Here is a 23,212-nt window from a genome sequence, read left to right as displayed (position 1 = left end):
ATCCCCCCGACGCCAGGCACGTCGCCCGCAGCAGGAGGACCAGTGACCGGGACGTCCCCGCACCCGCCGCAGCATGCGCCGCACGACCAGCCGCCGCCGACGTCCGGCCGGGCGGACCCCGCACCGCGCGGCCCGGCTCCCGCAGAGGACCGGCTCCCGTACTACGAGGACCGCTCGCCCGGCCGGGGGGCGCTGCCGCCGCGCGCCTGGTACCCGTCCTCCACCGCGCCGCGGATCTCGCTGCACGGCACCTGGCGGTTCCGTCTCTCGCCGCGCGCCGACGCCGAGGACGAGGCGTTCGCCCGGCCGGACTTCGACGACACGGAGTGGCACGAGCTGAGGGTGCCCGGCACCTGGGTGCTCAAGGGTTTCGGCGCACCCGTGTACACCAACACCGCCTATCCCTTTCCGGTGGATCCGCCGCGGGTGCCGGACGAGAACCCGACCGGTGACCACCGGCACGTCTTCGATCTGCCCGAGGGCTGGGGCGAGGGGCCGGCCGTGCTGCACTTCGGCGGGGTGGAGTCCTGCGCCCGGGTCTGGCTCAACGGGCAGGAACTGGGGCACTTCAAGGGCAGCCGGCTGCCGCACGAGTTCGAGGTGGGACGACTGCTGCGGCCGCACGGCAACGTGCTGGCGGTGCGGGTCCACCAGTGGTCGTCCGGCAGCTATCTGGAGGACCAGGACCAGTGGTGGCTGCCCGGGATCTTCCGCGACGTCTCCGTCCATCGGCGTCCGGAGGGGGCGGTCGCCGACCACTTCGTCCATGCCGGTTTCGATCACCGTACGGGCCGGGGCACGCTGCGCGTGGAGTGCGCCCCGGCCGGGCGGGTGACCGTGCCGGAGCTCGGGCTGGACCTGGCGACCGGGGAGAGCGCGACGGTGCCGGTGGAGCCCTGGACGGCCGAGGAACCCCGGTTGTACGACGGGGAGTTGGTCACCGCCGGGGAGACGGTCCCGCTGCGGATCGGGTTCCGTACGGTGTGCGTCGAGGACGGGCTGCTGAAGGTCAACGGCCGCCGGATCCTGCTGCGCGGCGTCAACCGCCATGAATTCCACCCGCGGTACGGGCGCACCGTCGGGCCCGAGGTGATGCGCCGCGATCTGCTGATGATGAAGCAGCACAACGTCAACGCGGTGCGCACCAGCCACTATCCGCCGCACCCGGCGTTCCTCGACCTCTGCGACGAGCTGGGGCTGTGGGTCGTCGACGAGTGTGATCTGGAGACGCACGGCTTCGGGCAGCAGGACTGGCGGGACAATCCGGTCGACGATCCGCGCTGGCAGCCGGCGCTGCTGGACCGGGCCCGCCGGATGGTCGAGCGGGACAAGAACCACCCCAGCATCGTGCTGTGGTCGCTGGGCAACGAGTGCGGGACCGGCCGCGGGCTGTCCGCCATGGCCGGGTGGATGCGCGAGCGCGATCCGTCCCGCCCACTGCACTACGAGGGCGACCGCAGCTGCGCCGACACCGACGTCTACTCCCGGATGTACGCCGATCACGCCGAGGTGGAGCGGATCGGCCGGCGCACCGAGGGGCCGCTGGACGACCCCGTGCTGGATGCCCGGCGCCGTCAACTGCCGTTCATCCTCTGCGAGTACGCGCACGCGATGGGCAACGGTCCGGGCGGCCTCGGCGAGTACCAGCGGCTGTTCGAGACGTACCCGCGCTGTCAGGGCGGCTTCGTGTGGGAGTGGATCGACCACGGGCTGCGGCAGCGGGCGCCGGACGGCGAGGTGTACCACGCCTACGGCGGCGACTTCGGTGAGGAGCTGCACGACGGGAACTTCGTCTGCGACGGTCTGGTGCTGCCGGACCGGACGCCGTCGCCGGGGCTGGCCGAGTTGAAGAAGGTCGTCGAGCCGGTGCGGATCGAGGCCGGGCCCGACGGTGACGACGGCAGGCAAACGGTCCGGATCACCAATCTGTACGACTTCTCCGGGCTCGGGCACCTCTCGTTCCTGTGGTGTTACGAGGTGGCGGGCAACCCGTGCGGCAGCGGCTGGCTGGAGATGCCCACGCCGCCACCGGGCGAGTCGGTCGTGACGGCGCTGCCGGACCTGGCGGAGGAGCGGGACGAGGGCCGGGAGGCCCTTTGGACGGTGCAGGCCGTGCTGGCCCGCGACACCGCCTGGGCCCCGGCCGGGCACGAGGTCGCGTGGGGCCAGTTCCCGGCCGTACCGCGCCCGGCATACGTGCCGTTGGTGCCCACCGCCACCCCGCGCCGCGGCGAGGGCAACGTGATCGTCCTCGGGCCGGGCACGTTCGACGCCACGACCGGGACGCTGGGCTATCTGGACGGGGTGCGGATCAGCGGCCCCCGGCTGCACGTCTGGCGGGCGCCGACCGACAACGACGAGGCCGCGCCCTGGCAGCCCGGGCCGCGGCCGGCCACCGAATGGCGCCGGCTCGGCCTGCACCGGATGCACCACCGCGTGGACGCCGTCGAACCGGACGGGCCCGCCCTGGTGGTGCGGACCCGGGTGGCCCCGGCCGGCTCCCCGCTCGCGCTGCGCGCGGTCTACCGGTGGACGGCCCGACGCGATCTGCTGCGGCTGGAGTTGGCCGTCGATCCGGAGGGCGGCTGGCCGGTTCCGCTGCCCCGGCTCGGGGTGCGGATGGCGGTGTGCGGGAGCCTGGGGCGGGCGGAGTGGTACGGCGGTGGGCCGGGTGAGGGCTATCCGGACACCCGGGCGGCCGCCCGCACCGGCCGCTGGTCGCGGTCGGTGGCGGAGTTGCAGACGCCCTACGTCCGGCCGCAGGAGAACGGTTCCCGGCCCGGTGTGCGCTGGGTCGAACTGACCCGGTCGGACGGTTCGGGCCTCCGGGTCGAGGGGGACCCGGACTTCGCCTTCGCCGCCCGCCGTTGGACGGACGAGGAGCTGACCGCGGCCCGGCACACCCCGGACCTGCGGCCCGGCGAGGCCCTGTGGCTGCATCTCGACCATGCGCAGCACGGCATCGGCAGCCAGTCGTGCGGGCCGGGGGTGCTGCCGCAGTACCGGCTGGAGGCCGCCCCGGCACGGTTCTCGTTCGTGTTCGCTTCGCTGCCCTGAGCTGCCTGCGGTCTCGTCGTCGGTGCAGGCCACGGGCGTTGTCGGTGGGCGGAGCTACGATCCGTAAGGAGCTGGGAAACAATCCGCCCGGCAGCACACCAGGAGGGTTCGCACCATGGTCAGCACGGTCCCGACGCTCGCCGACGCCCTCGCCGCGGGGCCGGTGGTCCTCGACGGCGGGCTGTCCAACCAGCTGGAGGCGGCCGGGCACGACCTGAGCGACACGCTGTGGTCGGCCCGGCTGCTGGCCGAGGAGCCGGAGGCGGTGGTGCGGGCGCATCTGGCGTACTACGAAGCGGGGGCGCAGGTCGCGATCACCTCCAGCTACCAGGCGACGTTCGAGGGGTTCGCGCGGCGCGGGATCGGCGCCGCGGAGGCCGCGGAGCTGCTCGGGCGGAGCGTGGCGCTGGCCCGCGAGGCGGCCGGCCGGGCGCGGGCGGGCGGCGCCACCGGGCCGCTGTACGTGGCCGCTTCGGCGGGTCCGTACGGCGCGATGCTGGCGGACGGTTCCGAGTACCGCGGCCGGTACGGCCTGTCGGTGGCGGAGCTGGAGCGGTTCCACCGGCCGCGGCTGGAGGTGCTGGCGGCGGCCGGGCCCGATGTGCTGGCGCTGGAGACGGTGCCGGACGCCGACGAGGCCCGGGCGCTGCTGCGGGCGGTGCGCGGGCTGGGCGTGCCGGCGTATCTGTCGTACAGCGTCGCCGGGGACGCGACCCGGGCCGGGCAGCCGCTGGCGGAGGCGTTCGCCCTCGCGGCGGAGGTGGACGAGGTGATCGCCGTGGGGGTGAACTGCTGCGCGCCGGACGACGCGGACCGGGCGGTGCCGCTGGCCGCGCGGGTCACCGGCAAGCCGGTGGTGGTGTATCCGAACAGCGGGGAGCGCTGGGACGCCGAGGCGCGGGCGTGGTGCGGCACACCGGAGTTCGCCGCCGACCGGGTCGCCGGCTGGGTCGCGGACGGCGCCCGGCTGATCGGCGGCTGCTGCCGGGTCGGGCCGGACGCCATCGCGGAGCTGGCGGCCGGCCTCGGCCACTGACACCCCACCGTCAGAGGATGCTCAGGACAGCGGCTTGGTGAGCTTCCTGGTGTTGCTGCTGTTGCCCATCAGGCTGCAGCTGACGTTCTTGTAGCCGAGCTTGTAGCCCTTGAGGTTGGGGTACTGCACGTAGGTGCCCTCGGCGGTGCCGGCGGGCTGCCGGGACGCCTTGCGCTCCAGCTCGTCCCGGCAGAGCGACGACGCCTTGTCCTTGATGTCGGATTCGCTGGTCAGGCCCGCGCCGAGGCGGTGGGTGGTGACGACCTCGGCGTCGTGCGGGCCGTTGCAGGAGGCCGTCTCGTTCATGCCGTTGCCGTCCGGGCCCAGGTCGTAGCAGTCGCCGACCTTCAGCAGGTAGAAGGGGACCGGGCCACCGGAGGGTGCGGGCGAGGTGTCGCTGCTGGGCGAGGCGTAGGGGTCGTCGGAGGGCGTGGCGGAGGCGCTCTCGGACGGGGTGGCGGAGGCGCTCGAACTGGCCGACGACTGGGCGCGGTTGTTGCCGCCGTCGTCGCTGTTGGCGATCACGATGACGGCGATGACGGCGGCCAGCACGACCACACCACCGCCGATGATGGCGGCGATGAGCTTGCCGTTGCCGCCGCCGTTGGGCGGGCCGGGCGGCTGCTGCCAGCCGCCGGGGCCACCCGGGCCGCCCGGTCCCGGAGGACCGTAGCCGCCGGAGGGCGGGCCGAAGCCACCGGGGGCCTGATTGCCGCCGGGCGGCGGGCCGTAGCCTCCGGAGCCGTATCCGCCCTGCCCGGCGGGGCCGTAGCCGCCGGCCGGCGGTCCGAACCCGCCCGGGTTGTCGGGGGGCGGCTGGTTCGGCGGGTGCGGCTGGCCGGGCGGCGGAGGCGGAAAGCTCATAACGGAAAGGATCGCTTCTTTACTGGGTTTCACGGGAGGCGGTGACCAAGCTGGAACACGTCGGGTCTGACATGTCCGTCCGCTGGGCACCGTTGGCGACAGGCAGCAAGCCACCCTACGGCCCGGAGGTTCCGCGTGTTCACCGACCTGCCCCTGGACGAACTGCGCACCTATCGCCCCCCGTTGCCCGAGCCGCCCGGATTTGACGCGTTCTGGGAGCGCACCCTGACCGAGGCCCGAGCCCATGACCTGGCCGCGCGGTTCACCGCACTCGACACCGGGCTGGCCCTGCTGCGCACCTACGACGTGACGTTCGCCGGCTTCGGCGGGCACCCGATCCGCGGCTGGTTCCTGATCCCGCGGGCGGCCGCCGGGCCACTGCCGTGCGTCGTGCAGTACCTCGGTTACGGCGGTGGCCGGCTGCGGCCGCACGACTGGCTGCTGTGGCCCGCGGCGGGGTACGCCACCCTGGTCATGGACGCCCGCGGGCAGAGCGGCCCGGACCGCCCCGGTGACACCCCCGACCCGGCCGGCTACCGCAACCCGGGCGTCCCCGGCCGGCTGACCCAGGGCCTGCTCGCCCCCGACGACTACTACTACCGGCGGCTGTTCACCGATGCCGTACGGGCCGTGGAGACCGCGCGCGACCACGACGAGGTGGACGAGGAGCGGATAGTGGTCGCCGGCCACAGCCAGGGCGGGGCGCTCGCCCTGGCGATGACCGGCCTGGTCCCGGGCCTGGCCGGGGCGCTGATCGACGCGCCGTTCCTGACCCATATCCGCCGCGCGGTCGAGATCACCGACGCCGGCCCGTACGGCGAGCTCGGCCGCTACTTCGCGGGCGCCCGGGACCACGTCGACACCGCCCTGGACACCCTGGACCACTTCGACGGGCTGAACTTCGCGGTCCGGGCCACCGCCCCGGCGCTCTTCGCGACCGCGCTGCGCGACGACGTGGTGCCGCCGTCCACCGGCTTCGCCGCGTACCACCACTACGCGGGCGAGAAGGAGCTGAAGGTGTGGCGGTTCAACGCCCACGAAACCGGCGGCACCGACCAGCGCGCCGCCGAACTCGGCTTCGTCCGCGGGCTCTTCGGCTGACCCCCGGCCGGTTCAGGACGCGCCGAGCACGTGGTCCATGGCCAGCTGGTCCAGCTGCTCGAAGGCCATCCCGCGGGCGGCGGCCACCTCCGGGCGGAAGGTCTCGTAGGCGGTGGGGTCGGCGAGCAGCCCGGCCAGGCCGTCCTCGGCGGTGGGGCGGGCCAGCTCGTGCAGGCGGGCGGCGCGCAGCGCGTCCTGGACGGCCGGGTCGGCCCGGAAGGCCGCGGCGCGCTCCTTGAGGATGAGGTAGGTACGCATGCAGCCGGCCGCGGAGGCCCAGACGCCGTCGAGGTCCTCGGTGCGCGGCGGTTTGAAGTCGAAGTGCCGGGGACCGTCGTAGCCGGCCGTCTCCAGCAGGTCCACGAGCCAGAACGCGGCGCGCAGATCGCCGGCGCCGAAGCGCAGGTCCTGGTCGTACTTGATGCCGCTCTGGCCGTTGAGGTCGATGTGGAAGAGCTTGCCCTGCCAGAGGGCCTGGGCGATGCCGTGCGGGACGTTGAGGCCGGCCATCTGCTCGTGGCCGACCTCCGGGTTGACGCCGAAGAGGCCGGGGCGTTCGAGGCGCTCGATGAAGGCCAGGGCGTGGCCGACGGTGGGCAGCAGGATGTCGCCGCGCGGCTCGTTGGGCTTGGGCTCGACGGCGAACCGCAGGTCGTAGCCCTGCTCGACGACGTACTGGCCGAGCAGGTCGAAGGCCTCCTTGAGCCGGTCGAGGGCGGTGCGGACGTCCTTGGCGGCGCCGGACTCGGCGCCCTCCCGGCCGCCCCAGGCCACATAGGTGCGGGCGCCCAGTTCGGCGGCGAGGTCGATGTTGCGGAGCGTCTTGCGCAGCGCGAAGCGGCGGACGTCGCGGTCGTTGGCGGTGAAGGCGCCGTCCTTGAAGACCGGGTGGGTGAAGAGGTTGGTCGTCGCCATCGGGACGACCAGGCCGGTGGCCTCCAGCGCCCGGCGGAAGCGTTTGACGGCCGTCTCCCGCTCGATGTCGTCGGCGCCGAACGGGATCAGGTCGTCGTCGTGGAAGGTGACGCCGTACGCACCGAGCTCGGCGAGGCGGTGCACGGTCTCGACCGGGTCCAGGGCGCGGCGGGTGGCGTCCCCGAACGGGTCGCGGCCCTGCCAGCCGACGGTCCACAGACCGAAACTGAACCTGTCCTCGGGCACCGGCTGGTAGCGCATCGCATCTCCCTCGGCCATTTCGTCAAGGCGCTTTACAAATTCCGCGGCGGCCAAACTAATATGCGGCGGCACACCGGGGAACCCCCTGGAAGCAGACCGTGCGAGAAGGCGCCGCACCTGTGGGGCAGCGGGCCGTCAAGGGAGAGAGCACGATGGGCGCACAGGCAGCGGGACCGCTCGTCCTCGGCGTGGACAGCTCGACGCAGTCCACGAAGACGCTGGTCGTGGACGCGGAGACCGGTGTGGTCGTCGCGCGCGGGCAGGCGCCGCACACGGTCGGCGGCGGCCCCGGCAAGGAGAGCGACCCCCGGCAGTGGTGGGAGGCGCTGGGCGAGGCGCTGGCGCAGTGCGGCGACGCCGCCCGGCAGGTCTCCGCGGTGTCGGTCGCCGGGCAGCAGCACGGGCTGGTCACACTGGACGCGGCCGGCGAGCCGGTCCGCCCGGCCCTGCTGTGGAACGACGTCCGCGCCGCGGGCCACAGCGAGCGGCTGATCGCCGAGCGGGGCGGCGCACGGGCCTGGGCGGACCGGGTGGGGAGCGTGCCGGGACCGGCGTTCACGGTGGCCAAGTGGGCCTGGCTGCGGGAGACCGAACCGGCCGCGGCGGCCGCCACCGCCGCGGTGCGGCTGCCGCACGACTACCTCACCGGACGGCTGACCGGCGAGGCGGTCACCGACCGCGGGGACGCCTCCGGCACGGGCTGGTGGGCCTCCGCCACCGGGGCGTACGACACCGAGATCCTGGCGCACGTCGGGCTGCCGCCGGAGGCGCTGCCCCGGGTGGCGCAGCCGGGTGAGGCCGCCGGGACGGTGCACGCCGGGGAACTGCCGCTGCCGCGGGGCGCCCTGGTGGCCGCGGGCACCGGCGACAACATGGCGGCCGCGCTCGGCCTCGGCCTGCGCCCCGGACAGCCGGTGCTGAGCCTGGGCACCTCGGGGACGGTCTATGCGGTTTCCACCCACCGCCCGGCCGATCCGACCGGCACCGTCGCGGGTTTCGCCGACGCCCGGGGCGACTGGCTGCCGCTGGCCTGCACCCTGAACTGCACGCTGGCCGTGGACCGGGTGGCGGCGCTGCTGGGCCGCGACCGGGAGGCCGTGGAGGCGGGCGGCGAGGTGGTGGTGCTGCCGTTCCTGGACGGGGAGCGCACGCCGAACCTGCCCGGGGCGTCGGGCCTGGTGCACGGGCTGCGACACGACACCACGGCCGGCCAGCTGCTCCAGGCGGCCTACGACGGCGCGGTGTTCGCGCTGCTGCGGGCGCTGGAGCAGGTGCTGGACGCGGACGCCGCGGCCGGGGCGCCGCTGCTGCTGATCGGCGGCGGCGCGAAGGGCCGGGCCTGGCGGGAGACGGTCCGCCGGCTCTCCGGCCGCCCCGTGGTGGTGCCCGCGGCGCAGGAGCTGGTCGCGCTCGGCGCGGCGGCCCAGGCGGCCGGGCTGCTGCTGGGCGAGGACCCGGCGGCGGTGGCCCGCCGGTGGGGCACCGCACGCGGCACGGAGTACGAGGCCCGGCCGCGGGACGACGCCGCCCTGGACCGCCTGACCACGACCCTCACCGACGCGGACACGCTGCTGCGACACTGAGCCGCCGTCCGTACGCACCCGCCCGCACGGCCCCCGCCCGGCCGCCCTACGTACCCCGGCGCCGCCCGCGCCCGGGAGACAGCCCCACCAGGGGAAGCGCCCCTGGCCCCGACACCCCGGAGGAGCCCCGTGACCCCGCCCGGCAACGACACCCAAGCCGGCATCCGGCGGCGCAATCTCGCCCGGGTGCTGCAGGCCGTGGCGGCGCACGGGCCGCTGTCCCGGCCGGCGGTGGCGGCGCGGATCGGGCTGACCCGGGCGGGCGTGGCGCCGCTGGTGGACGAGCTGCTGCGGGCCGGGCTGCTGGTCGAGTCGGGGCCGGCGGCACCGCGCGGCCGGGGCCGGCCGGGGAGCGAACTGGTGGTCAGCGACCGCGGCCCGGCGGGGCTCGGGGCGGAGATAGGCGTGGACCACCTCGCGGTGTGCGCGATCGATCTGCGCGGCCGGATACGGGCGCGTGCGGCGGTCGGCGCGGCGAACCGGAACAGCACGCCCGGGCCCGTACTGGAACGGCTCGGGGAGCTCCTCGCGGAGGTGACCGGGCGGATCGCCGCGGAGGGGCTGCGGCCCGCCGGGCTCGCGGTGGCGGTGCCGGGGCTGGTGGCCCGCGGCGGGACGACCGTGGTGCACGCGCCCAACCTCGGCTGGCGGGCGGCGGACCTGGCGCCGGGCCTGGCCCCGGTGACCGCCCCGGCGGGCTCCCCGGCCGTGCCGCTGACCGTGGAGAACGAGGCGAACCTGGGGGCGCTGGCCGAACTGCGGCCGGCCGGTGCGGACGGCGGGCGGCCGGGGCCGCCGCCGGACTTCGTCCACGTCTCGGCCGAGGCCGGGATCGGCGCGGCGGTCGTGGTGGACGGCCAACTGCTGCGTGGTGCACGGGGGTTCGCCGGCGAGCTGGGTCATGTGCCGGTGTATCCGGACGGCCGCCGGTGCGACTGCGGCGGCCGCGGGTGCCTGGAGCAGTACGCGGGGGAAGCGGCCGTGCTGCGGGCGAGCGGGGCGGCACCCGGCCGGGCGGGGCCGGGGGCCCGGATCGCACTGCGCGCGCGCCGCGCGGCCGACGGCGACCCGGCCACCGTACGGGCCCTGGAAGAAGCCGGGACGGCGCTCGGTATCGCGCTCGCCGGGGCGGTGAATCTGCTCGACCCCCGGGCGGTCGTCCTGGGGGGTGCGCTGGCCGGGCTCGCGCCCTGGGTCCTGCCGTCGCTGGAACGGGAGTTGACGCTGCGGACGGCCGTGGCGGCGGATCCGGCGCGGGCCGGCGGGCCGTTGGTGACGGTGTCGCGCCTGGGGGCGGACGGGCCTTTGCTGGGGGCGGCGCACGCGGCGTTGCGGGGCGTCCTGGACGACCCCCTCCATTCCTGCGCCCCGGCTGACTCTCCCCCGGTCCGAACCGACTAAACCTTTCCATGGAAACAGATTTCCATGCCACCCCATCGAGCGATTGTGCCGATAAAAAGCGCACGACTACCGTCGGTTCGGCGGGCTGCCGCGAAACCGCTGCGAATCGGTTCCGGGGCAGTCCCGCATCGCACCCTCCCAGGAGACAGGTGGCATTGTGACGATTGCCGACGAATCGCTTCCCAGCAGTGCGGAAGAATCCCAGAATTCCAGTCTGAGTACCACTGCCGCACGGAATTTGGCGACCACCACCAAAACCGCGCCGCAGATGCAGGGAATCACTTCCCGCTGGCTGCTGCGGCTGCTGCCCTGGGTGCAGGTGTCGGGTGGCACGTACCGCGTGAACCGCCGGCTGACCTACACCGTCGGCGACGGGCGCATCGACTTCGACATCAACGGCGGCGACGTCTCGATCATCCCGGAGGAACTGCGGGAACTGCCCGCCCTGCGGGACTTCACCGACCAGGAGGTGCTGGCGGCGCTCGGCGAGCGGTTCACGCAGGTCGAGTACGCGCCCGGCGAGCTGATCGCCGAGGCCGGCACGCCGGACGACCGGCTGGTGCTGATCGCGCACGGCCGGGTGGACCGCATCGGCACCGGCAAATACGGCGACTCGACGGTGCTGGAAGCGCTCGCGGGGGGTGACCATTTCGGCACCGGCCCGCTCGACGCCGACGAGGCGACCTGGGAGTTCAGCTACCGCGCGGTGACCCGGGTGACGGTCATGGCACTGCCGCGGCAGGCGGGCCAGGAGGTGATCGGCCGCTCCCCCGGGCTGCGCGAGCACCTGGCGACGGCCGAGCGGTCCGCCTCCCGGCCGGCGAACGACAGCGGCGAGTCGGCGGTGTCCGTGGCGTCCGGGCACCAGGGCGAGCCGGCCCTGCCCGGCACCTTCGTCGACTACGACGCGGCGCCGCGGGAGTACGAACTCAGCGTGGCCCAGACGGTGCTGCGCACGCACAGCCGGGTCGGCGACCTCTACAGCGACCCGATGAACCAGGTCGAGGAGCAGCTGAAGCTCACGATCCAGGCGCTGCGCGAGCGCCAGGAGCACGAGATGATCAACAACCGCGAGTTCGGGCTGCTGCACAACGCCGACCTCAAGCAGCGCATCCACACCCGCACCGGACCGCCCACCCCCGACGACCTCGACGAACTGCTCGCCACGGTCTGGAAGGACCCGGGCTTCGTGCTCGCCCATCCGCAGGCCATCGCCGCCTTCGGCCGGGAGTGCAGCGCCCGCGGGCTGTATCCGACCGCGGTGGATTTCATGGGGCATTCACTGCCGTCCTGGCGCGGGGTGCCGATCTTCCCGTGCAACAAGATTCCGGTCACCAAGGAACGCACCAGCTCGATTCTGGTACTGCGCACCGGTGAGGAAAAGCAGGGTGTGGTCGGCCTGCACCAGACCGGAATTCCCGATGAATACGAGCCGGGGCTGTCGGTGCGTTATATGGGCATCGACGACCGGGCGGTCCTCAAGTATCTGGTCAGCGCCTACTATTCCGCGGCCATTCTCGTGCCCGATGCGCTGGGCGTGCTGGAGGACGTGCAGATCGGCCAGTGAACGGCCGCCGCAGGAAAAGCACGGCAGCACGCGTATCCGCACGCACCCGGTAGCACCGGCACAGCGCAGCACCGACAGAACAGGTGAGCTTCTTCCATGACCACATCGGTGGACCCGACGTCCGGCCCGCAGCCCTCCGAGGTCGAGCAGAGTCCCTCCAGCCTGGGCACCGCCGCGGCCCGCAATCTGGCGACCACGACCAAGACCGTGCCGCAGATGCAGGGGATCTCGTCCCGCTGGCTGCTGCGCATCCTGCCGTGGACGCAGGTCTCCGGCGGCACCTACCGCGTCAACCGCCGACTGACGCACACCCTCGGCGACGGGCGGATCGAGTTCGTCTCGACCGGCACCGATGTCCGGGTGATCCCGGCCGAGCTGCGCGAACTGGCGCCGCTGCGCGGCTATGACGACGCCCCCACCCTGGAGGCGCTGGCCGGCCGCTTCGTCCAGCGGGAGTTCGCCCCGGGCGACGTGCTGGCCCGCAGGGGCGGCCCGACCGACCGGGTCATCCTGATCGCGCACGGCAAGCTGGACCGGCTCGGCGCCGGCAAGTACGGCGACGAGACGTCCCTGGGCACGCTGGCCGACGGCGACGCCATCGGCGCGGCGGCACTGCTCTCCGGGGACGCGGAGTGGGAGCACTCCGTGCGCGCGGTGACCCGGGTGACGGCACTGACCCTCTACCGCAGCGACTTCGAGGCGGTGCTGGGCGATTCCGACTCGCTGCGGGCACACATCGAGGCGTTCCGTACCGCGCTGGTGCCCGCGCAGAACAAGCACGGTGAGGCGGCCATCGAGCTGGCCGCCGGCCATGTCGGCGAGCCGGTCCTGCCGGGCACCTTCGCGGACTACGAACTGACGCCGCGGGAGTACGAACTCGGCGTGGCGCAGACGGTGTTGAAGGTGCACTCGCGGGTCGCCGACCTCTACAACGGGCCGATGAACCAGCTGGACCAGCAGCTGCGGCTGACCGTGGAGGCGCTGCGCGAGCGCCAGGAACACGAGATGGTCAACAACCGCGAGTTCGGGCTGCTGCACAACGCCGACCTCAAGCAGCGCATCCACACCCACAGCGGACCGCCCACCCCCGACGACCTCGACGAGCTGATCTCCCGGCGCCGCAAGACGCAGTTCCTGCTGGCGCATCCGCGCACCATCGCCGCCATCGGGCGGGAGTGGAACGCCCGGGGGATCTACCCCAGCACCGTCCCGTTCGAGGGCGGGGAGGTGCGGGCCTGGCGGGGCATTCCGCTGCTGCCCTGCAACAAGATCCCGATCACCCCGGACCAGACCAGCTCGATCCTGGCGCTGCGGGTCGGCGAGGAGAACCAGGGCGTGATCGGGCTGCACCAGACCGGCATCCCGGACGAGTACAAGCCCGGCCTGTCGGTGCGCTTCATGGGCATCAACGACCAGGCGGTCATCAACTACCTGGTCAGCGCGTACTTCTCGGCGGCCGTGCTGGTGCCGGACGCGCTGGGCATCCTGGAGGACGTCGAGATCGGCCACTGACCGGCGGCACACCGCCGGACGTGCCGCGTCCGGGCCCGTCCCTTCAGGGGCCCGGGCGCGGCACCCGGGTGACGGCCGATCAGGTGTGACCCCGGCACGTGACCTGCGCCGTTGCCGCCTTTGGTCGAGCCATTGGCGGCCCGGCCATGCCCTTGGCAGGACCTGTCCGGTTGCGCATGATGAACGCATCGCATGTGCGTGACATGTACGCGACCACCCTCGGTCCTTGTCAGGAGTTCACATGGAGCCCCGCCACCCCCGCCCCGCCCGCCGGCGTCTGATCACCGGCGCGGCCGCACTCGCCGCGTCCGCCGCCCTCGCCCCGCTCACCGCGTCCGCCGCCCTGGCCGCCCCGCACCGCCGGACACCGCGCGGCGGCGACGGCTACCCCCCGGTCGAATGGATCCCGGCCAGCAAGTCCAACTTCACCGCCGCGGACCGCCCCACCCAGTACCCGATCGAGATGGTCGTGATCCACGTGACGCAGGAGACCTACGAGGACACCCTCCGGCTGTTCCAGGACCCCACGCACAAGGCCGCCGCCCACTACGTCGTCCGCTCCTCCGACGGTCACCTCGCCCGGTGCGTCAGCGAACGCAACGTCGCCTGGCACGCCGGCAACTGGGACTACAACACCCGCAGCATCGGCATCGAGCACGAGGGCTGGATCGACGACCCGACGTGGTTCACCGACACCCTCTACGAGCACTCCGCCCGGCTCACCGCCGCCGTCTGCGACCGCTACGGGATCCCCAAGGACCGCGAGCACATCATCGGCCACGTCGAGGTCCCCGGCTCCGACCACACCGACCCGGGCGAGTACTGGGACTGGGCGCGCTACCTGCAGCTGGTCAGCGAGGCATCCTGGCGGCACGGGAGATGACCCGGCGCGCGTCACGCGGTCCGCAGGAAGCGCTCCAGTCCGGCGAGGTCGTCCGAGTTGAGGTGGTCCACGCCGGCCCGCAGCAGCGCCGTCCAGACCGCCTCGCGCGCCGGTCCGGGCGCGTCCGGCGTGGCCCAGAAGCGCAGCCGGCGCCGCTCGGCGTGCGCCGCGGCCACCAACCGCCGCAACAGCTCCCGCTCGTGACCGGGCATCGGCCCCACGCCCTGCCAGCCGAAGGTGTCCGTCCAGGAGGCGGAGACCAGCGGGGCGAAGGACGCCGGGGCGGGGGTGCCGAGGTCCTCGGGGCGCCCGTCGTAGAAGGCGTGGCGCTCCCGTTCGGCCTCCATGGGCGCCCGGGCGGCGCGGTCCCCGGAGATCACCGCGGTGACCGGGCCGCGCCGCACCCGGCCGGCCCGGCACACGCTCAGCAGGTCCCGGTAGCGGCGCAGCACGGGGGACAGCGCGCGGTAGGTGGGGTCGCCGGCGGTCTTGATGTCGATGAGCAGCTGGAGGGACAGCCGCGACCCGCGGTAGACCGTGCCGCCCTGGGCGCGGATCCGCCGGCGCAGCGGGTCGAGGTAGAGCGACTGGAGGGTGCGGGCCGGGTCGAGGTCGCCCTCCTCGTGCCCGACCAGCAGCCGCCCGTCGACCAGCCAGATGTCCGCCTCCACGCTGCCGAAACCGTGGTCCAGGGCGTCGAGGAGCGGCCGCGGATGCGCGTAGTCGTTGTGGGCGTGGGCGCGCGGCAGCGGCACCGGGGCGGCCGGACGTACGGCGGGACCGCGGGCGGTGGTGTCACGGGCGGCGGCCGGTGCGGTCAGACCCGCCACCAGGGCGGCGCCCAGCGACACGACGGCCGTTCTGCGGGTGTACGGATTCATGACATCTCCAGGTCATAGTGAGCGGTCCATAGTGGGGCGTGCCGCGTGCGCGTGGCGCGGTGAACGTCTCTGGTACCCGGTGCAGTTGACGTGACGTCAGGGGCAATCGTGGAGCAGCGATTCGGTCGGGTTCGCGCGGTACTGACGGTGCTGGCGGTGTGGGGCGTGCTGGCCGGCGGAATGGCGGGCGGGGCCCCGGCCACCGCAGCGGGCCCCAGCCTGCGCCGCTCCGGTGCCCTGTCGGTGGCGCCCGGTGTGGCGTACGGCGAATTCCGGATGACGGTGCCGCGCGGGGTGGTGCACGGGCATCTGCTGACGGTCGATCTGGGCGATCCGCGGGTGTCGGTCGACCTGCTGTACCCGGGCGCGGTCGGAGCCCGGGCGCCGGTGTCCCGGCTGGCCGCGGCGCGGGGTGCGGTGGCGGCCGTCAACGGGGACTTCTTCCACATCACCGAGACCCAGCATCCGGGTGTGGAGGCGACCGGCGCCCCGGACGGACCGGCCGTGGTCTCCGGCCGGCAGCTGAAGGCGGCGGTCCCCGACGGGCAGCGCTTCGGGCCCGTACTGCCGCCGGGCGCCAGCACCGAGGACGTCCTCGGCGTGGGCTACGACCGCCGGGCGCGGCTGGACCGGCTCACCCTGCGCGGCGTGGTGCTGACCCCCGAGGGCGGGCTGCCGCTGCGCGGGCTCAACCAGTACGCGCTGCCGGAGGACGGCATCGGCGCGTACACCCCGCAGTGGGGCCCGGCGTCCCGGGAGCGGGCCGTCTGCGGGACGGACACCGAGCGGGCCGCGCCGTGCAGCACGGACACCGCGGAGGTCACGGTCCGGTACGGCCGGGTGACGGCGATCGAGGACGATCCGGGCGCCGGCGGGGTGGCCGCGGGGAGCGTGGTGCTGGTGGGCCGGGAGGAGGGCGCGCGGCAGTTGCGCAAGCTGCACCTCGGGGAGCCGTTGCGGGTGGGCTACCGGCTGGCCGGCGAGGGGCCGGTGCCGCTGCGGTTCGCGGTGGGCGGTTTCCCGATCGTCCGGGACGCGCGGCCGGTGGCCGGGCTGGACACCGTCGCGGTGGCGGTGCGGACCGCCGTGGGGATCGCGCCCGGCGGGCGGGTGCTGTATCTGCTGGCGCTGGACGGCGCGCGCGGCCAGACCGGCCTGACGGTGAGTGAACTCGGCGATCTGATGGCGCAGTTGGGGTCCGAGGAGGCGATGAACCTGGACGGCGGGGGGTCCTCGACGCTGGTGACCGATGACGGCACCGGTGACGGGGTCGTGGTGCGCAACCATCCGTCGGGCGGGGCGGAGCGCCCGGTGGCGAACGGCGTGGGGATCTTCTCCCTCGGATGAGCGGCGGCGCCCGGGCCCGCCCGGTGGTCACGTCCTCCCGGCGCGCCCGGCTCCCGTGGCGCGCATCCGGCCGACGGCGTACACACAGCCGGCCAGCGCCAGGTCGGAGAGCAGCATGAAGCCGATCGCGTAGCTGCCCTTGGCGCTGTGGACGGCGCCCATGACCAGCGGCGGGACGAAGCCGCCGAGGCCGCCGGTGGCGCCGACGATGCCGGTGACGCTGCCGACCCCGGCCTGCGGCGCCACCCGGGGGACCAGCGCGAAGACCGAGCCGCTGGCCGCGCCGAGGCCGGCCGCCATGACCAGGAAGTCGAAGGTGCCGACCGGGTCCAGCGGCGGGTCGAAGGCCTGGACGACGGCGAGCACGGCGACCGTGCCGAGCGCCCCGGCGGTGACGACGGCCGGGTGCACCCGGTCCGAGCACCAGCCGCCGATCGGCCGGAAGGCCACCGTGACCAGCGCGAAGCCGGCCGCCTTGGTGCCCGCGTCGGTGGCGTCGAGGTGGTACCAGGTCTGCAGGTACGTCGGGAGGTAGACGCCGAACGCGACGATGCCGCCGAAGCCGATCGCGTACAGCGCGGCCAGCTCCCAGGTGGCGCGCAGCCGGCCGGCCCGGCCGAGCCGGGTGGCGAGCGAGGTCTCGGGCACCGGCCGGCTCGGGTGGTCGCTGATCATCAGGGCGCCGACGACGGCGAAGAGGACGAGGCCCACGGCGACGACGAGGTAGGGCAGGTTCTCGTCGTAGCGGTGGATGCGGGGGGTCAGATAGCCGGAGAGGGCGACGCCGCCCATGCCCATCCCGTAGATCCCCAGGGCCAGCCCCCGCTTGCGGGGCGGGAACCAGGCGTTGACGAGCGGGATGCCGATGGCGAAGGTGGTGCCGCCCAGGCCGAGCAGGAAGCCGGTGCCGAGCATCGCGCCGTAGGAGTGCTTGGCGGGGATCAGCAGCAGCACGGGCACGATGGTCAGCGTTGAGACCAGCGGGAACATCACCCGGGCCCCATAGCGGTCGGTGAGCGCGCCGACCGGGACCTGCCCCAGGGAGCCGACCAGCACCGGCACCGCCACCAGGGCCGACACCTGGACGTCGGTCAGGCCGAGGCTGCTCTTGAAGGTGTTGCCGAGCGGGGAGATGAGGTTCCACGCCCAGAAGGTGACGGTGAAGCCGAGGGTGGCGACCGCGAGGTTCCGGTAGGCCGCCAGGGTCACGGGCGCACGCTGCTCACCACGTCGGCGGCGCCGGCCAGCCCCTGGTGGATGTCCGGGGCCAGGCTGCTGCTCGCGAGGTAGAAGCCGAGCAGTGCGCACACGAGGGCGTGCGAGAACTTGAGCTTTCCGCTGCGCAGGAAGATCACGGTCAGGGTCAGCAGCAGCAGTACGACCGAGATGGAAATCGCCATGGCACGCACACCTCCTCAACCGCCGCCCGAACGGACGGCAAGGGGTGGCCAGTTTGGCGTATTTCGGGGTATGTCCGGTTCGAGGCCCGATACTCCATCCGGGTGTTCACTACGGGTCACCGACCAGGAAGGACGCCCGGGACAGTGACGTGGATCACCTCACTCCCCGCAACGGAGTCGCGGCATTGCCCGTCTTAGCGGCCGAACATCGCCGCCCCTCCCTGACCTCAGACGGACCCCATGCCCCTTCGCCCCTCCCCCCGCCGCAGGCCCTGGCGCACCGCACTCGCCCTGGCCGGGGTGGTCGGCGCGGGCACGCTCACCGCGTGCGGGGGCGGCGCGGCGCCGGGCGCCCAGGGCACACCGGTGCGGGTGACGCTGGGCGCGGCGAACGGGACCCGGACCGTCCAGGCCGGCGACCGGCTGCGGGTGACCGCACAGGGCGGGGTGCTGACCGAGGTGACGGTCGCCGACCCCCGGGGGCGGCGGCTGCCCGGCGGTCTCGGCGGCGGCGGAACCGTATGGACCGCCAGCGCGCCGGCCGCGCCGGACACCCGGTACTCCGTCCTCGCCCGGACGAAGGACGACCGGGGCGGCGAGGGCGTGGCCAAGGAGTCGCTGACCACGGCGACGGCGGCCCGGCTCGACGAACCGGCGGTCGCGCCGGACGGGGTGGCCCCGGGCGGCGGCCGTCACCTCGCGAAGGCCGATGACCCGAACCTCACGATCGGCCGGACATGCACCGACTCGGCTCCGGGGCGGGATTGTGGCAAGGTCCGGGTGGGTGAACCCAGTACAGTCACCGCATCCTCCGTACGAGGGAAAGACGATACGACCATCGGGATCGGAGACTGGAATGCCGAGCCCGTGCCCGGTGGGCGGGAAACCGCACCCTCGCGTCGAGCAGCTGACCCCTTTCAGAGCCTAGTGTGACGGAATGAGCACCGTGCAGGACCAGGATCAACTCACGGGATGGCGGCGCTTCCGGCGCCGCGTCCCGAACGGCTTCGCCATCATCTTCAGCGTGCTGGGGCTCTTCTGCGCCCTGACGGCGCTGATCGGGCCCCTCCGGCGCGGACTCCATCCGGTGATCTACTGGCTGGACACGCTCACGATCCCGGTGGCGCCGAACTTCGCCTATGCGGCGTTCCTCTTCCTCCTGGGCGCGGCGATGACCGCGCGCAAACGCGTGGCGCTGTGGTTCGTCGTCGCGTACATGGTGCTGGTCACCCTCGCCGACGCCCTGTTCCTGGCCGCGGGCTACTGGGAGTTCGCCATCTCGCTGGTGCTGTGCGCCGGCGCCCTGGTGCTGCTGCTGGTCTCGCACCGCGAGTTCTACGCGATCACCCGGCGCGGTGCGTTCCTGCGCGCGATCGGGGTGCTGATCGGCGGGCTCGTGGTGGCGGTGCTGCTCGGCTGGGGCCTGGTGACCCTGGCGCCCGGCACGCTGGAGACGGGCGGCGGCAACCGCCTGCTGTGGGCCGCGAACCGGGTCTGCGGCGGGCTGGTCGGCGGCCGGCTGGTCGAGGGCCATCCGCCGCACTGGACCAGCACGGTCCTGGGACTGCTCGGCGCGCTGGCGCTGCTGAACGCCGCGGCCGCGCTGTTCCGTTCGCAGCGCATGGAGGCCGCGCTGCACGGCGACGAGGAGGCCCGGATCCGGGCGCTGCTGGACCGTTACGGCAGCCAGGACTCGCTCGGCTACTTCGCCAGCCGCCGCGACAAGGCCGTGGTCTTCTCCCCCAGCGGCAAGGCCGCCGTCACCTACCGCGTCGAGGCCGGCGTCTGCCTGGCCAGCGGTGACCCGGTCGGTGACCGGGAGGCGTGGACGCAGGCGATCGAGGCCTGGCTGGAGGTCGCCGGGCGGTACGGCTGGCAGCCGGCCGTGATGGGCGCGAGCGAGAGCGGCGCCAAGGCGTTCGCCCGCAGCGGGCTGGGCGCGCTCCAGCTCGGCGACGAGGCGATCCTGCACGTGAAGGACTTCGACCTGGACGGCCGGGAGATGCGGGTGACCCGCCAGGCCGTCAACCGCGTCGAGCGGACCGGCGCGACCTTCCGGGTGCGCCGGCACTCCGCGCTGACCGACGCGGAGATGCAGGAGGTCATCCACCGGGCGGACGCCTGGCGGGACACCGAGACCGAGCGCGGCTTCTCGATGGCGCTGGACCGGCTCGGCGACCCGGAGGACGGGGACTGCCTGCTGGCCGAGGCGTTCGACGGCGACGGCAACATGATCGCGCTGCTGTCCTTCGTCCCCTGGGGGCCGGACGGCATCTCGCTGGACGTGATGCGCCGCGACCGCACCGCGCCCAACGGCGTCATGGAATTCATGGTGGCCCGGCTGTGCGCCCAGGCCGGGTCGTTCGGGGTGCGCCGGATCTCGCTGAACTTCGCGGTGTTCCGTTCCGCCTTCGAGGAGGGCGCGCGGATCGGTGCCGGCCCGGTGCTGAAGTTCTGGCGCCGGCTGCTGCTGTTCTTCTCCAAGTGGTGGCAGCTGGAGGCGCTCTACCGCTCCAACGCCAAGTACAACCCCGAGTGGTACCCGCGGTTCCTGTGCTACGCGGACGCCGGCGCGCTGGCCCGGATCGGCCTGGCCTCCGGTATCGCCGAGGGCTTCGTGGCCGTACCGAGCCTGGGCAAGCTGTGGGGCAAGGGCCACAAGAAGCGGATGCTGGCCCCGGCGAGCACCGCCGGCCTGCCGTCGCTGGACGAGCTCGGTCTGGTGCAGACGCCGCCGGCCACCGAGGAGGAGCTGCACGAGCGGGAACTGGCCGCGCTGCCCGAGCAGGTGCGGGTGCGCCACCGCAAGCTGGAGCGGCTGCGGGCGGACGGCACCGACCCGTACCCGGTGGGCGTGACGCGCACGCACACCCTGGGCGAGGTCCGCGCCGAGTACCCGGAGCTCGCGGCCGGGGTCCGGACCGGCAAGTCCGTCAGCATCGCCGGCCGGGTGCTGCGCACCCGCGACCACGGCGGTGTGCTCTTCGCGGAGCTGCGCGACTGGTCCGGCGATCTGCAGATCGCGCTGACCCGGGACGGCGCCGGCAAGGAGCTGCTGAACCGGTTCGGTTCGGACATCGACCTGGGCGACCACGTCGAGGCCGAGGGCGAGATCGGCGCCAGCGACCGCGGTGAGCTGACCGTGTTCGTCACGCAGTGGCGGCTGACCGCCAAGTGCCTGCGGCCGCTGCCCGACAAGCGGCGCGGACTGTCCGACCCGGAGGCCAAGGTCCGCCAGCGCTATGTGGACCTGGTCGTCTCGCCGGACGCCCGGGAGACCGTACGGGCCCGCAGCACGGCCGTGCAGGCACTGCGCCAGGGGCTGATCGACCGGGGTTACCTGGAGGTCGAGACGCCGATGCTCCAGCAGATCCACGGCGGCGCCAACGCCCGACCGTTCCACACCCACATCAACGCCTACGACCTCGACCTGTACCTGCGCATCGCACCGGAGCTGTATCTGAAGCGGCTGTGCGTGGGCGGTATGGAGAAGGTCTTCGAGATGGGGCGGACGTTCCGCAACGAGGGCATCTCGTACAAGCACAACCCCGAGTTCACGATGCTGGAGGCGTACCAGGCGTTCGCCGACTACGACGTGATGCTCGACCTGACCCGGGAGCTGATCCAGGGCGCCGCGATCGCCGCGTTCGGCAGCGCCACCGCCCGCAAGGCGGACGCCCACGGCAAGCTCGTCGAACACGACATCTCGGGGATCTGGCCGGTCAAGACGGTCTACGGCGCGATCTCCGAGGCACTCGGCGAGGAGGTCGACGCGGACACCGAGGTGGACCGGCTGCGCCGGCTGTGCGGTGCCGCGGCGGTACCGGTGAAGCCGGAGATGGGCCGCGGCGACATCGTGCTGGAGATGTACGAGCGCCTGGTGGAGGAGAAGACCCAGCTCCCCACGTTCTACAAGGACTTCCCCACCGACGTCTCGCCGCTGACCCGGCAGCACCGCAAGGACCCGCGGCTCGCCGAGCGCTGGGACCTGGTCGCGTTCGGCACCGAACTGGGCACCGCCTATTCGGAGTTGACCGACCCGGTCGAGCAGCGGCGGCGGCTGACCGCGCAGTCGCTGCTGGCGGCCGGCGGTGACCCGGAGGCGATGGAACTGGACGAGGACTTCCTCCAGGCGCTGGAGTACGCGATGCCGCCGACCGGTGGTCTGGGCATCGGCGTGGACCGGCTGGTGATGTTCCTGACCGGTCTGTCGATCCGCGAGACGCTGCCGTTCCCGCTGGTCCGGCGGCGCTGAGCCGGACCCGGCGCGGGACGGACCGTGAGAAGGCCACCACCCTCGGGTGGTGGCCTTCTCGCATACCGCGGGTGTGCTCAACTCCCCTGGAATACCTCGGGGTTGGCGCAGTGCACCAGCGCCTCGCCGCGCAGGTGGCGGCCGACCTCCTCGGCGACGATCCGGGCCGCCTTGTGCGCGACCTCCTGGCTGCCGCCCGCGATGTGCGGGGTGAGGACCACGCCGGGGGCGGTCAGCAGCCGGGAGCCGGCCGGCAGCGGCTCCTCGGGGAAGACGTCGAAGGCCGCGCCGGCCAGCTGCCCGGCGTCCAGGGCGTCGCACACCGCGTCGTAGTCGAGGAGCGCGCCGCGGGCGCAATTGACCAGGATCGCGCCGCGGCGCATCGCAGCGAGCTGCTCGCGGCCGATCATGCCGCGGGTCTCGTCGGTGACCCGGGCGTGCAGCGAGACGATGCGGGAGCGGCCGAGCAGTTCGTCGAGGGTGACCTGCTCGGCGACGCCGGCGAGGGCCTCCGGACGGACGTACGGGTCGTGGACCAGGACGTGGGCGCCCATCGCGGCCAGGACCTTGGCGACCCGGCTGCCGATGGCGCCGTAGCCGATCAGGCCGACGGTGGCGCCGTCGATCTCGATGCCGCAGCGGTCGTAGTCGTAGTAGTCGCCGCGCCAGACGCCGCGGCGCAGATCGGTGTGGGTGTCGCCGACGCCGCGGGCAGCGGCCAGCATCAGGGTGAGGGTGTGCTCCGCGGTGGCGGTGGCGTTGCGGCCCGGGGCGTAGCAGACCGGGACGCCGTGCCGGGTGGCGGCTTCGAGGTTGACGTTGACCGGGCCGCCGCGGCTGGTGCAGAACAGCTTGAGGTCGGGGCAGTGGGCGAGGATCCGCTCGGTGAGCGGGCCGTGCTCGGTGACGCAGATCTCGACGCCGCGCAGCGCCTCGATCATCTCGTCCTCGGTGCCGGAGGCCTCGATGACCTCACCGACCGGGCCGAAGGGGGTGTGCGGCCAGTCGTAGCGGAGTTCGCGGATGTCCAGCGGGGTGTCCCCGGCGGCCGCGCGCACGGCCTCGGCGAACAGGCCCGGGCGGATGAAGTGGTTGCCGGCGGCGAGGACGGTGGTGCTCATGGGGTCTTCTTCTCCTGGAGCGGTGTGC

17 protein-coding genes are annotated in these 23,212 nt (G+C 73.6%); 11 read left to right on the top strand and 6 right to left on the bottom strand.

Translation table 11 applies throughout. From position 1 onward, the window contains the following. The first annotated feature begins 192 nt into the window (after positions 1–192). Together V2J85_RS12555 and mmuM are read left to right on the top strand one after the other, a co-directional pair. Entirely contained in the window at positions 193–3,057 is a 2,865-nt protein-coding gene (locus tag V2J85_RS12555) for a glycoside hydrolase family 2 TIM barrel-domain containing protein (protein WP_330821677.1), read from the top strand. Positions 3,058–3,172: 115 nt separating this feature from the next. Next, on the top strand, positions 3,173–4,093 hold the full coding sequence (mmuM, locus tag V2J85_RS12550) for a homocysteine S-methyltransferase (protein WP_330821610.1): 921 nt from the start codon (positions 3,173–3,175) through the stop codon (positions 4,091–4,093). 21 nt (positions 4,094–4,114) lie between these two features. Here the strand turns inward: mmuM and V2J85_RS12545 are convergent, their stop codons facing one another. Then, the gene (locus tag V2J85_RS12545) at positions 4,115–4,957 is read right to left on the bottom strand and encodes a septum formation family protein (protein ID WP_261954605.1); all 843 of its coding nucleotides are present in this window, start codon (positions 4,955–4,957) and stop codon (positions 4,115–4,117) included. Positions 4,958–5,092: 135 nt separating this feature from the next. Between V2J85_RS12545 and V2J85_RS12540 the strand changes: the two genes are divergently transcribed. Further along, positions 5,093–6,058 carry an acetylxylan esterase gene (locus V2J85_RS12540; RefSeq protein WP_330821609.1) on the top strand — a complete coding sequence of 322 codons (966 nt, stop codon included), beginning with the start codon at positions 5,093–5,095 and terminating at the stop codon, positions 6,056–6,058. 12 nt (positions 6,059–6,070) lie between these two features. Here the strand turns inward: V2J85_RS12540 and xylA are convergent, their stop codons facing one another. Next, the gene (xylA, locus tag V2J85_RS12535; protein WP_330821608.1) at positions 6,071–7,234 is read right to left on the bottom strand and encodes a xylose isomerase; all 1,164 of its coding nucleotides are present in this window, start codon (positions 7,232–7,234) and stop codon (positions 6,071–6,073) included. 152 nt (positions 7,235–7,386) lie between these two features. Between xylA and xylB the strand changes: the two genes are divergently transcribed. The 5 genes from xylB to V2J85_RS12510 all read left to right on the top strand — a co-directional run bounded on the left by xylB (position 7,387) and on the right by V2J85_RS12510 (position 14,180). Continuing rightward, complete coding sequence (gene xylB / locus V2J85_RS12530) at positions 7,387–8,817, top strand: xylulokinase (RefSeq protein ID WP_261954608.1); 1,431 nt, start codon at positions 7,387–7,389, stop codon at positions 8,815–8,817. 129 nt (positions 8,818–8,946) lie between these two features. Beyond that, positions 8,947–10,218, top strand: coding sequence for an ROK family transcriptional regulator (locus tag V2J85_RS12525; RefSeq protein WP_330821607.1), 1,272 nt, complete (start codon positions 8,947–8,949; stop codon positions 10,216–10,218). Between the two features lie 154 nt (positions 10,219–10,372). After that, complete coding sequence (locus V2J85_RS12520; protein WP_261957327.1) at positions 10,373–11,785, top strand: family 2B encapsulin nanocompartment shell protein; 1,413 nt, start codon at positions 10,373–10,375, stop codon at positions 11,783–11,785. Between the two features lie 96 nt (positions 11,786–11,881). Beyond that, the gene (locus tag V2J85_RS12515; protein WP_261954610.1) at positions 11,882–13,297 is read left to right on the top strand and encodes a family 2B encapsulin nanocompartment shell protein; all 1,416 of its coding nucleotides are present in this window, start codon (positions 11,882–11,884) and stop codon (positions 13,295–13,297) included. Between the two features lie 241 nt (positions 13,298–13,538). After that, positions 13,539–14,180: an N-acetylmuramoyl-L-alanine amidase gene (locus tag V2J85_RS12510; RefSeq protein WP_261954611.1), complete on the top strand. Its 642-nt coding sequence runs from the start codon at positions 13,539–13,541 to the stop codon at positions 14,178–14,180. Between the two features lie 11 nt (positions 14,181–14,191). Here the strand turns inward: V2J85_RS12510 and V2J85_RS12505 are convergent, their stop codons facing one another. Further along, positions 14,192–15,061, bottom strand: coding sequence for a phosphatidylinositol-specific phospholipase C/glycerophosphodiester phosphodiesterase family protein (locus V2J85_RS12505; RefSeq protein WP_261954612.1), 870 nt, complete (start codon positions 15,059–15,061; stop codon positions 14,192–14,194). Positions 15,062–15,169: 108 nt separating this feature from the next. Here V2J85_RS12505 and V2J85_RS12500 point away from each other — a divergent pair, with 108 nt between their 5' ends. Beyond that, complete coding sequence (locus V2J85_RS12500) at positions 15,170–16,408, top strand: phosphodiester glycosidase family protein (RefSeq protein ID WP_330821606.1); 1,239 nt, start codon at positions 15,170–15,172, stop codon at positions 16,406–16,408. Positions 16,409–16,435: 27 nt separating this feature from the next. Here V2J85_RS12500 and V2J85_RS12495 read toward each other — a convergent pair whose 3' ends face one another. Together V2J85_RS12495 and V2J85_RS12490 are read right to left on the bottom strand one after the other, a co-directional pair. Further along, the gene (locus V2J85_RS12495; RefSeq protein ID WP_330821605.1) at positions 16,436–17,617 is read right to left on the bottom strand and encodes an MFS transporter; all 1,182 of its coding nucleotides are present in this window, start codon (positions 17,615–17,617) and stop codon (positions 16,436–16,438) included. Further along, positions 17,614–17,808 (bottom strand): hypothetical protein, encoded by a 195-nt coding sequence (locus V2J85_RS12490; protein WP_261954615.1) that lies wholly within the window; start codon positions 17,806–17,808, stop codon positions 17,614–17,616. The genes V2J85_RS12495 and V2J85_RS12490 overlap by 4 nt, the downstream gene beginning before the upstream one ends. Positions 17,809–18,048: 240 nt before the next feature. On the opposite strand from V2J85_RS12490, the gene V2J85_RS12485 reads away from it, so the two are divergent. Both V2J85_RS12485 and lysX read left to right on the top strand, forming a co-directional pair. Continuing rightward, positions 18,049–18,741, top strand: a complete 693-nt coding sequence (locus V2J85_RS12485; RefSeq protein ID WP_330821604.1) for an Ig-like domain-containing protein — start codon at positions 18,049–18,051, stop codon at positions 18,739–18,741. 4 nt (positions 18,742–18,745) lie between these two features. Further along, positions 18,746–22,063: a bifunctional lysylphosphatidylglycerol synthetase/lysine--tRNA ligase LysX gene (gene lysX / locus V2J85_RS12480; RefSeq protein WP_261954617.1), complete on the top strand. Its 3,318-nt coding sequence runs from the start codon at positions 18,746–18,748 to the stop codon at positions 22,061–22,063. Positions 22,064–22,140: 77 nt separating this feature from the next. Here the strand turns inward: lysX and V2J85_RS12475 are convergent, their stop codons facing one another. Then, positions 22,141–23,184, bottom strand: coding sequence for a 2-hydroxyacid dehydrogenase (locus V2J85_RS12475; RefSeq protein WP_261954618.1), 1,044 nt, complete (start codon positions 23,182–23,184; stop codon positions 22,141–22,143). Positions 23,185–23,212 lie beyond the last annotated feature (28 nt).

This window comes from Streptomyces bugieae, assembly GCF_036352915.1.
Lineage (GTDB): Bacteria > Actinomycetota > Actinomycetes > Streptomycetales > Streptomycetaceae > Streptomyces > Streptomyces endophytica.
Note: the sequence above shows the minus strand (reverse complement) of the source record. Positions and strands in the feature narration are given on the sequence as shown.

Coding starts and splice junctions, on each gene's coding strand:
- mmuM (WP_330821610.1), top strand. CDS start 3,173: ATGGTCAGCACGGTCCCGACGCTCGCCGACGCCCTCGCCGCGGGGCCG.
- V2J85_RS12545 (WP_261954605.1), bottom strand. CDS start 4,957: ATGAGCTTTCCGCCTCCGCCGCCCGGCCAGCCGCACCCGCCGAACCAG.
- xylA (WP_330821608.1), bottom strand. CDS start 7,234: ATGCGCTACCAGCCGGTGCCCGAGGACAGGTTCAGTTTCGGTCTGTGG.
- xylB (WP_261954608.1), top strand. CDS start 7,387: ATGGGCGCACAGGCAGCGGGACCGCTCGTCCTCGGCGTGGACAGCTCG.
- V2J85_RS12515 (WP_261954610.1), top strand. CDS start 11,882: ATGACCACATCGGTGGACCCGACGTCCGGCCCGCAGCCCTCCGAGGTC.
- V2J85_RS12510 (WP_261954611.1), top strand. CDS start 13,539: ATGGAGCCCCGCCACCCCCGCCCCGCCCGCCGGCGTCTGATCACCGGC.
- V2J85_RS12505 (WP_261954612.1), bottom strand. CDS start 15,061: ATGAATCCGTACACCCGCAGAACGGCCGTCGTGTCGCTGGGCGCCGCC.
- V2J85_RS12490 (WP_261954615.1), bottom strand. CDS start 17,808: ATGGCGATTTCCATCTCGGTCGTACTGCTGCTGCTGACCCTGACCGTG.
- V2J85_RS12485 (WP_330821604.1), top strand. CDS start 18,049: ATGCCCCTTCGCCCCTCCCCCCGCCGCAGGCCCTGGCGCACCGCACTC.
- lysX (WP_261954617.1), top strand. CDS start 18,746: ATGAGCACCGTGCAGGACCAGGATCAACTCACGGGATGGCGGCGCTTC.
- V2J85_RS12475 (WP_261954618.1), bottom strand. CDS start 23,184: ATGAGCACCACCGTCCTCGCCGCCGGCAACCACTTCATCCGCCCGGGC.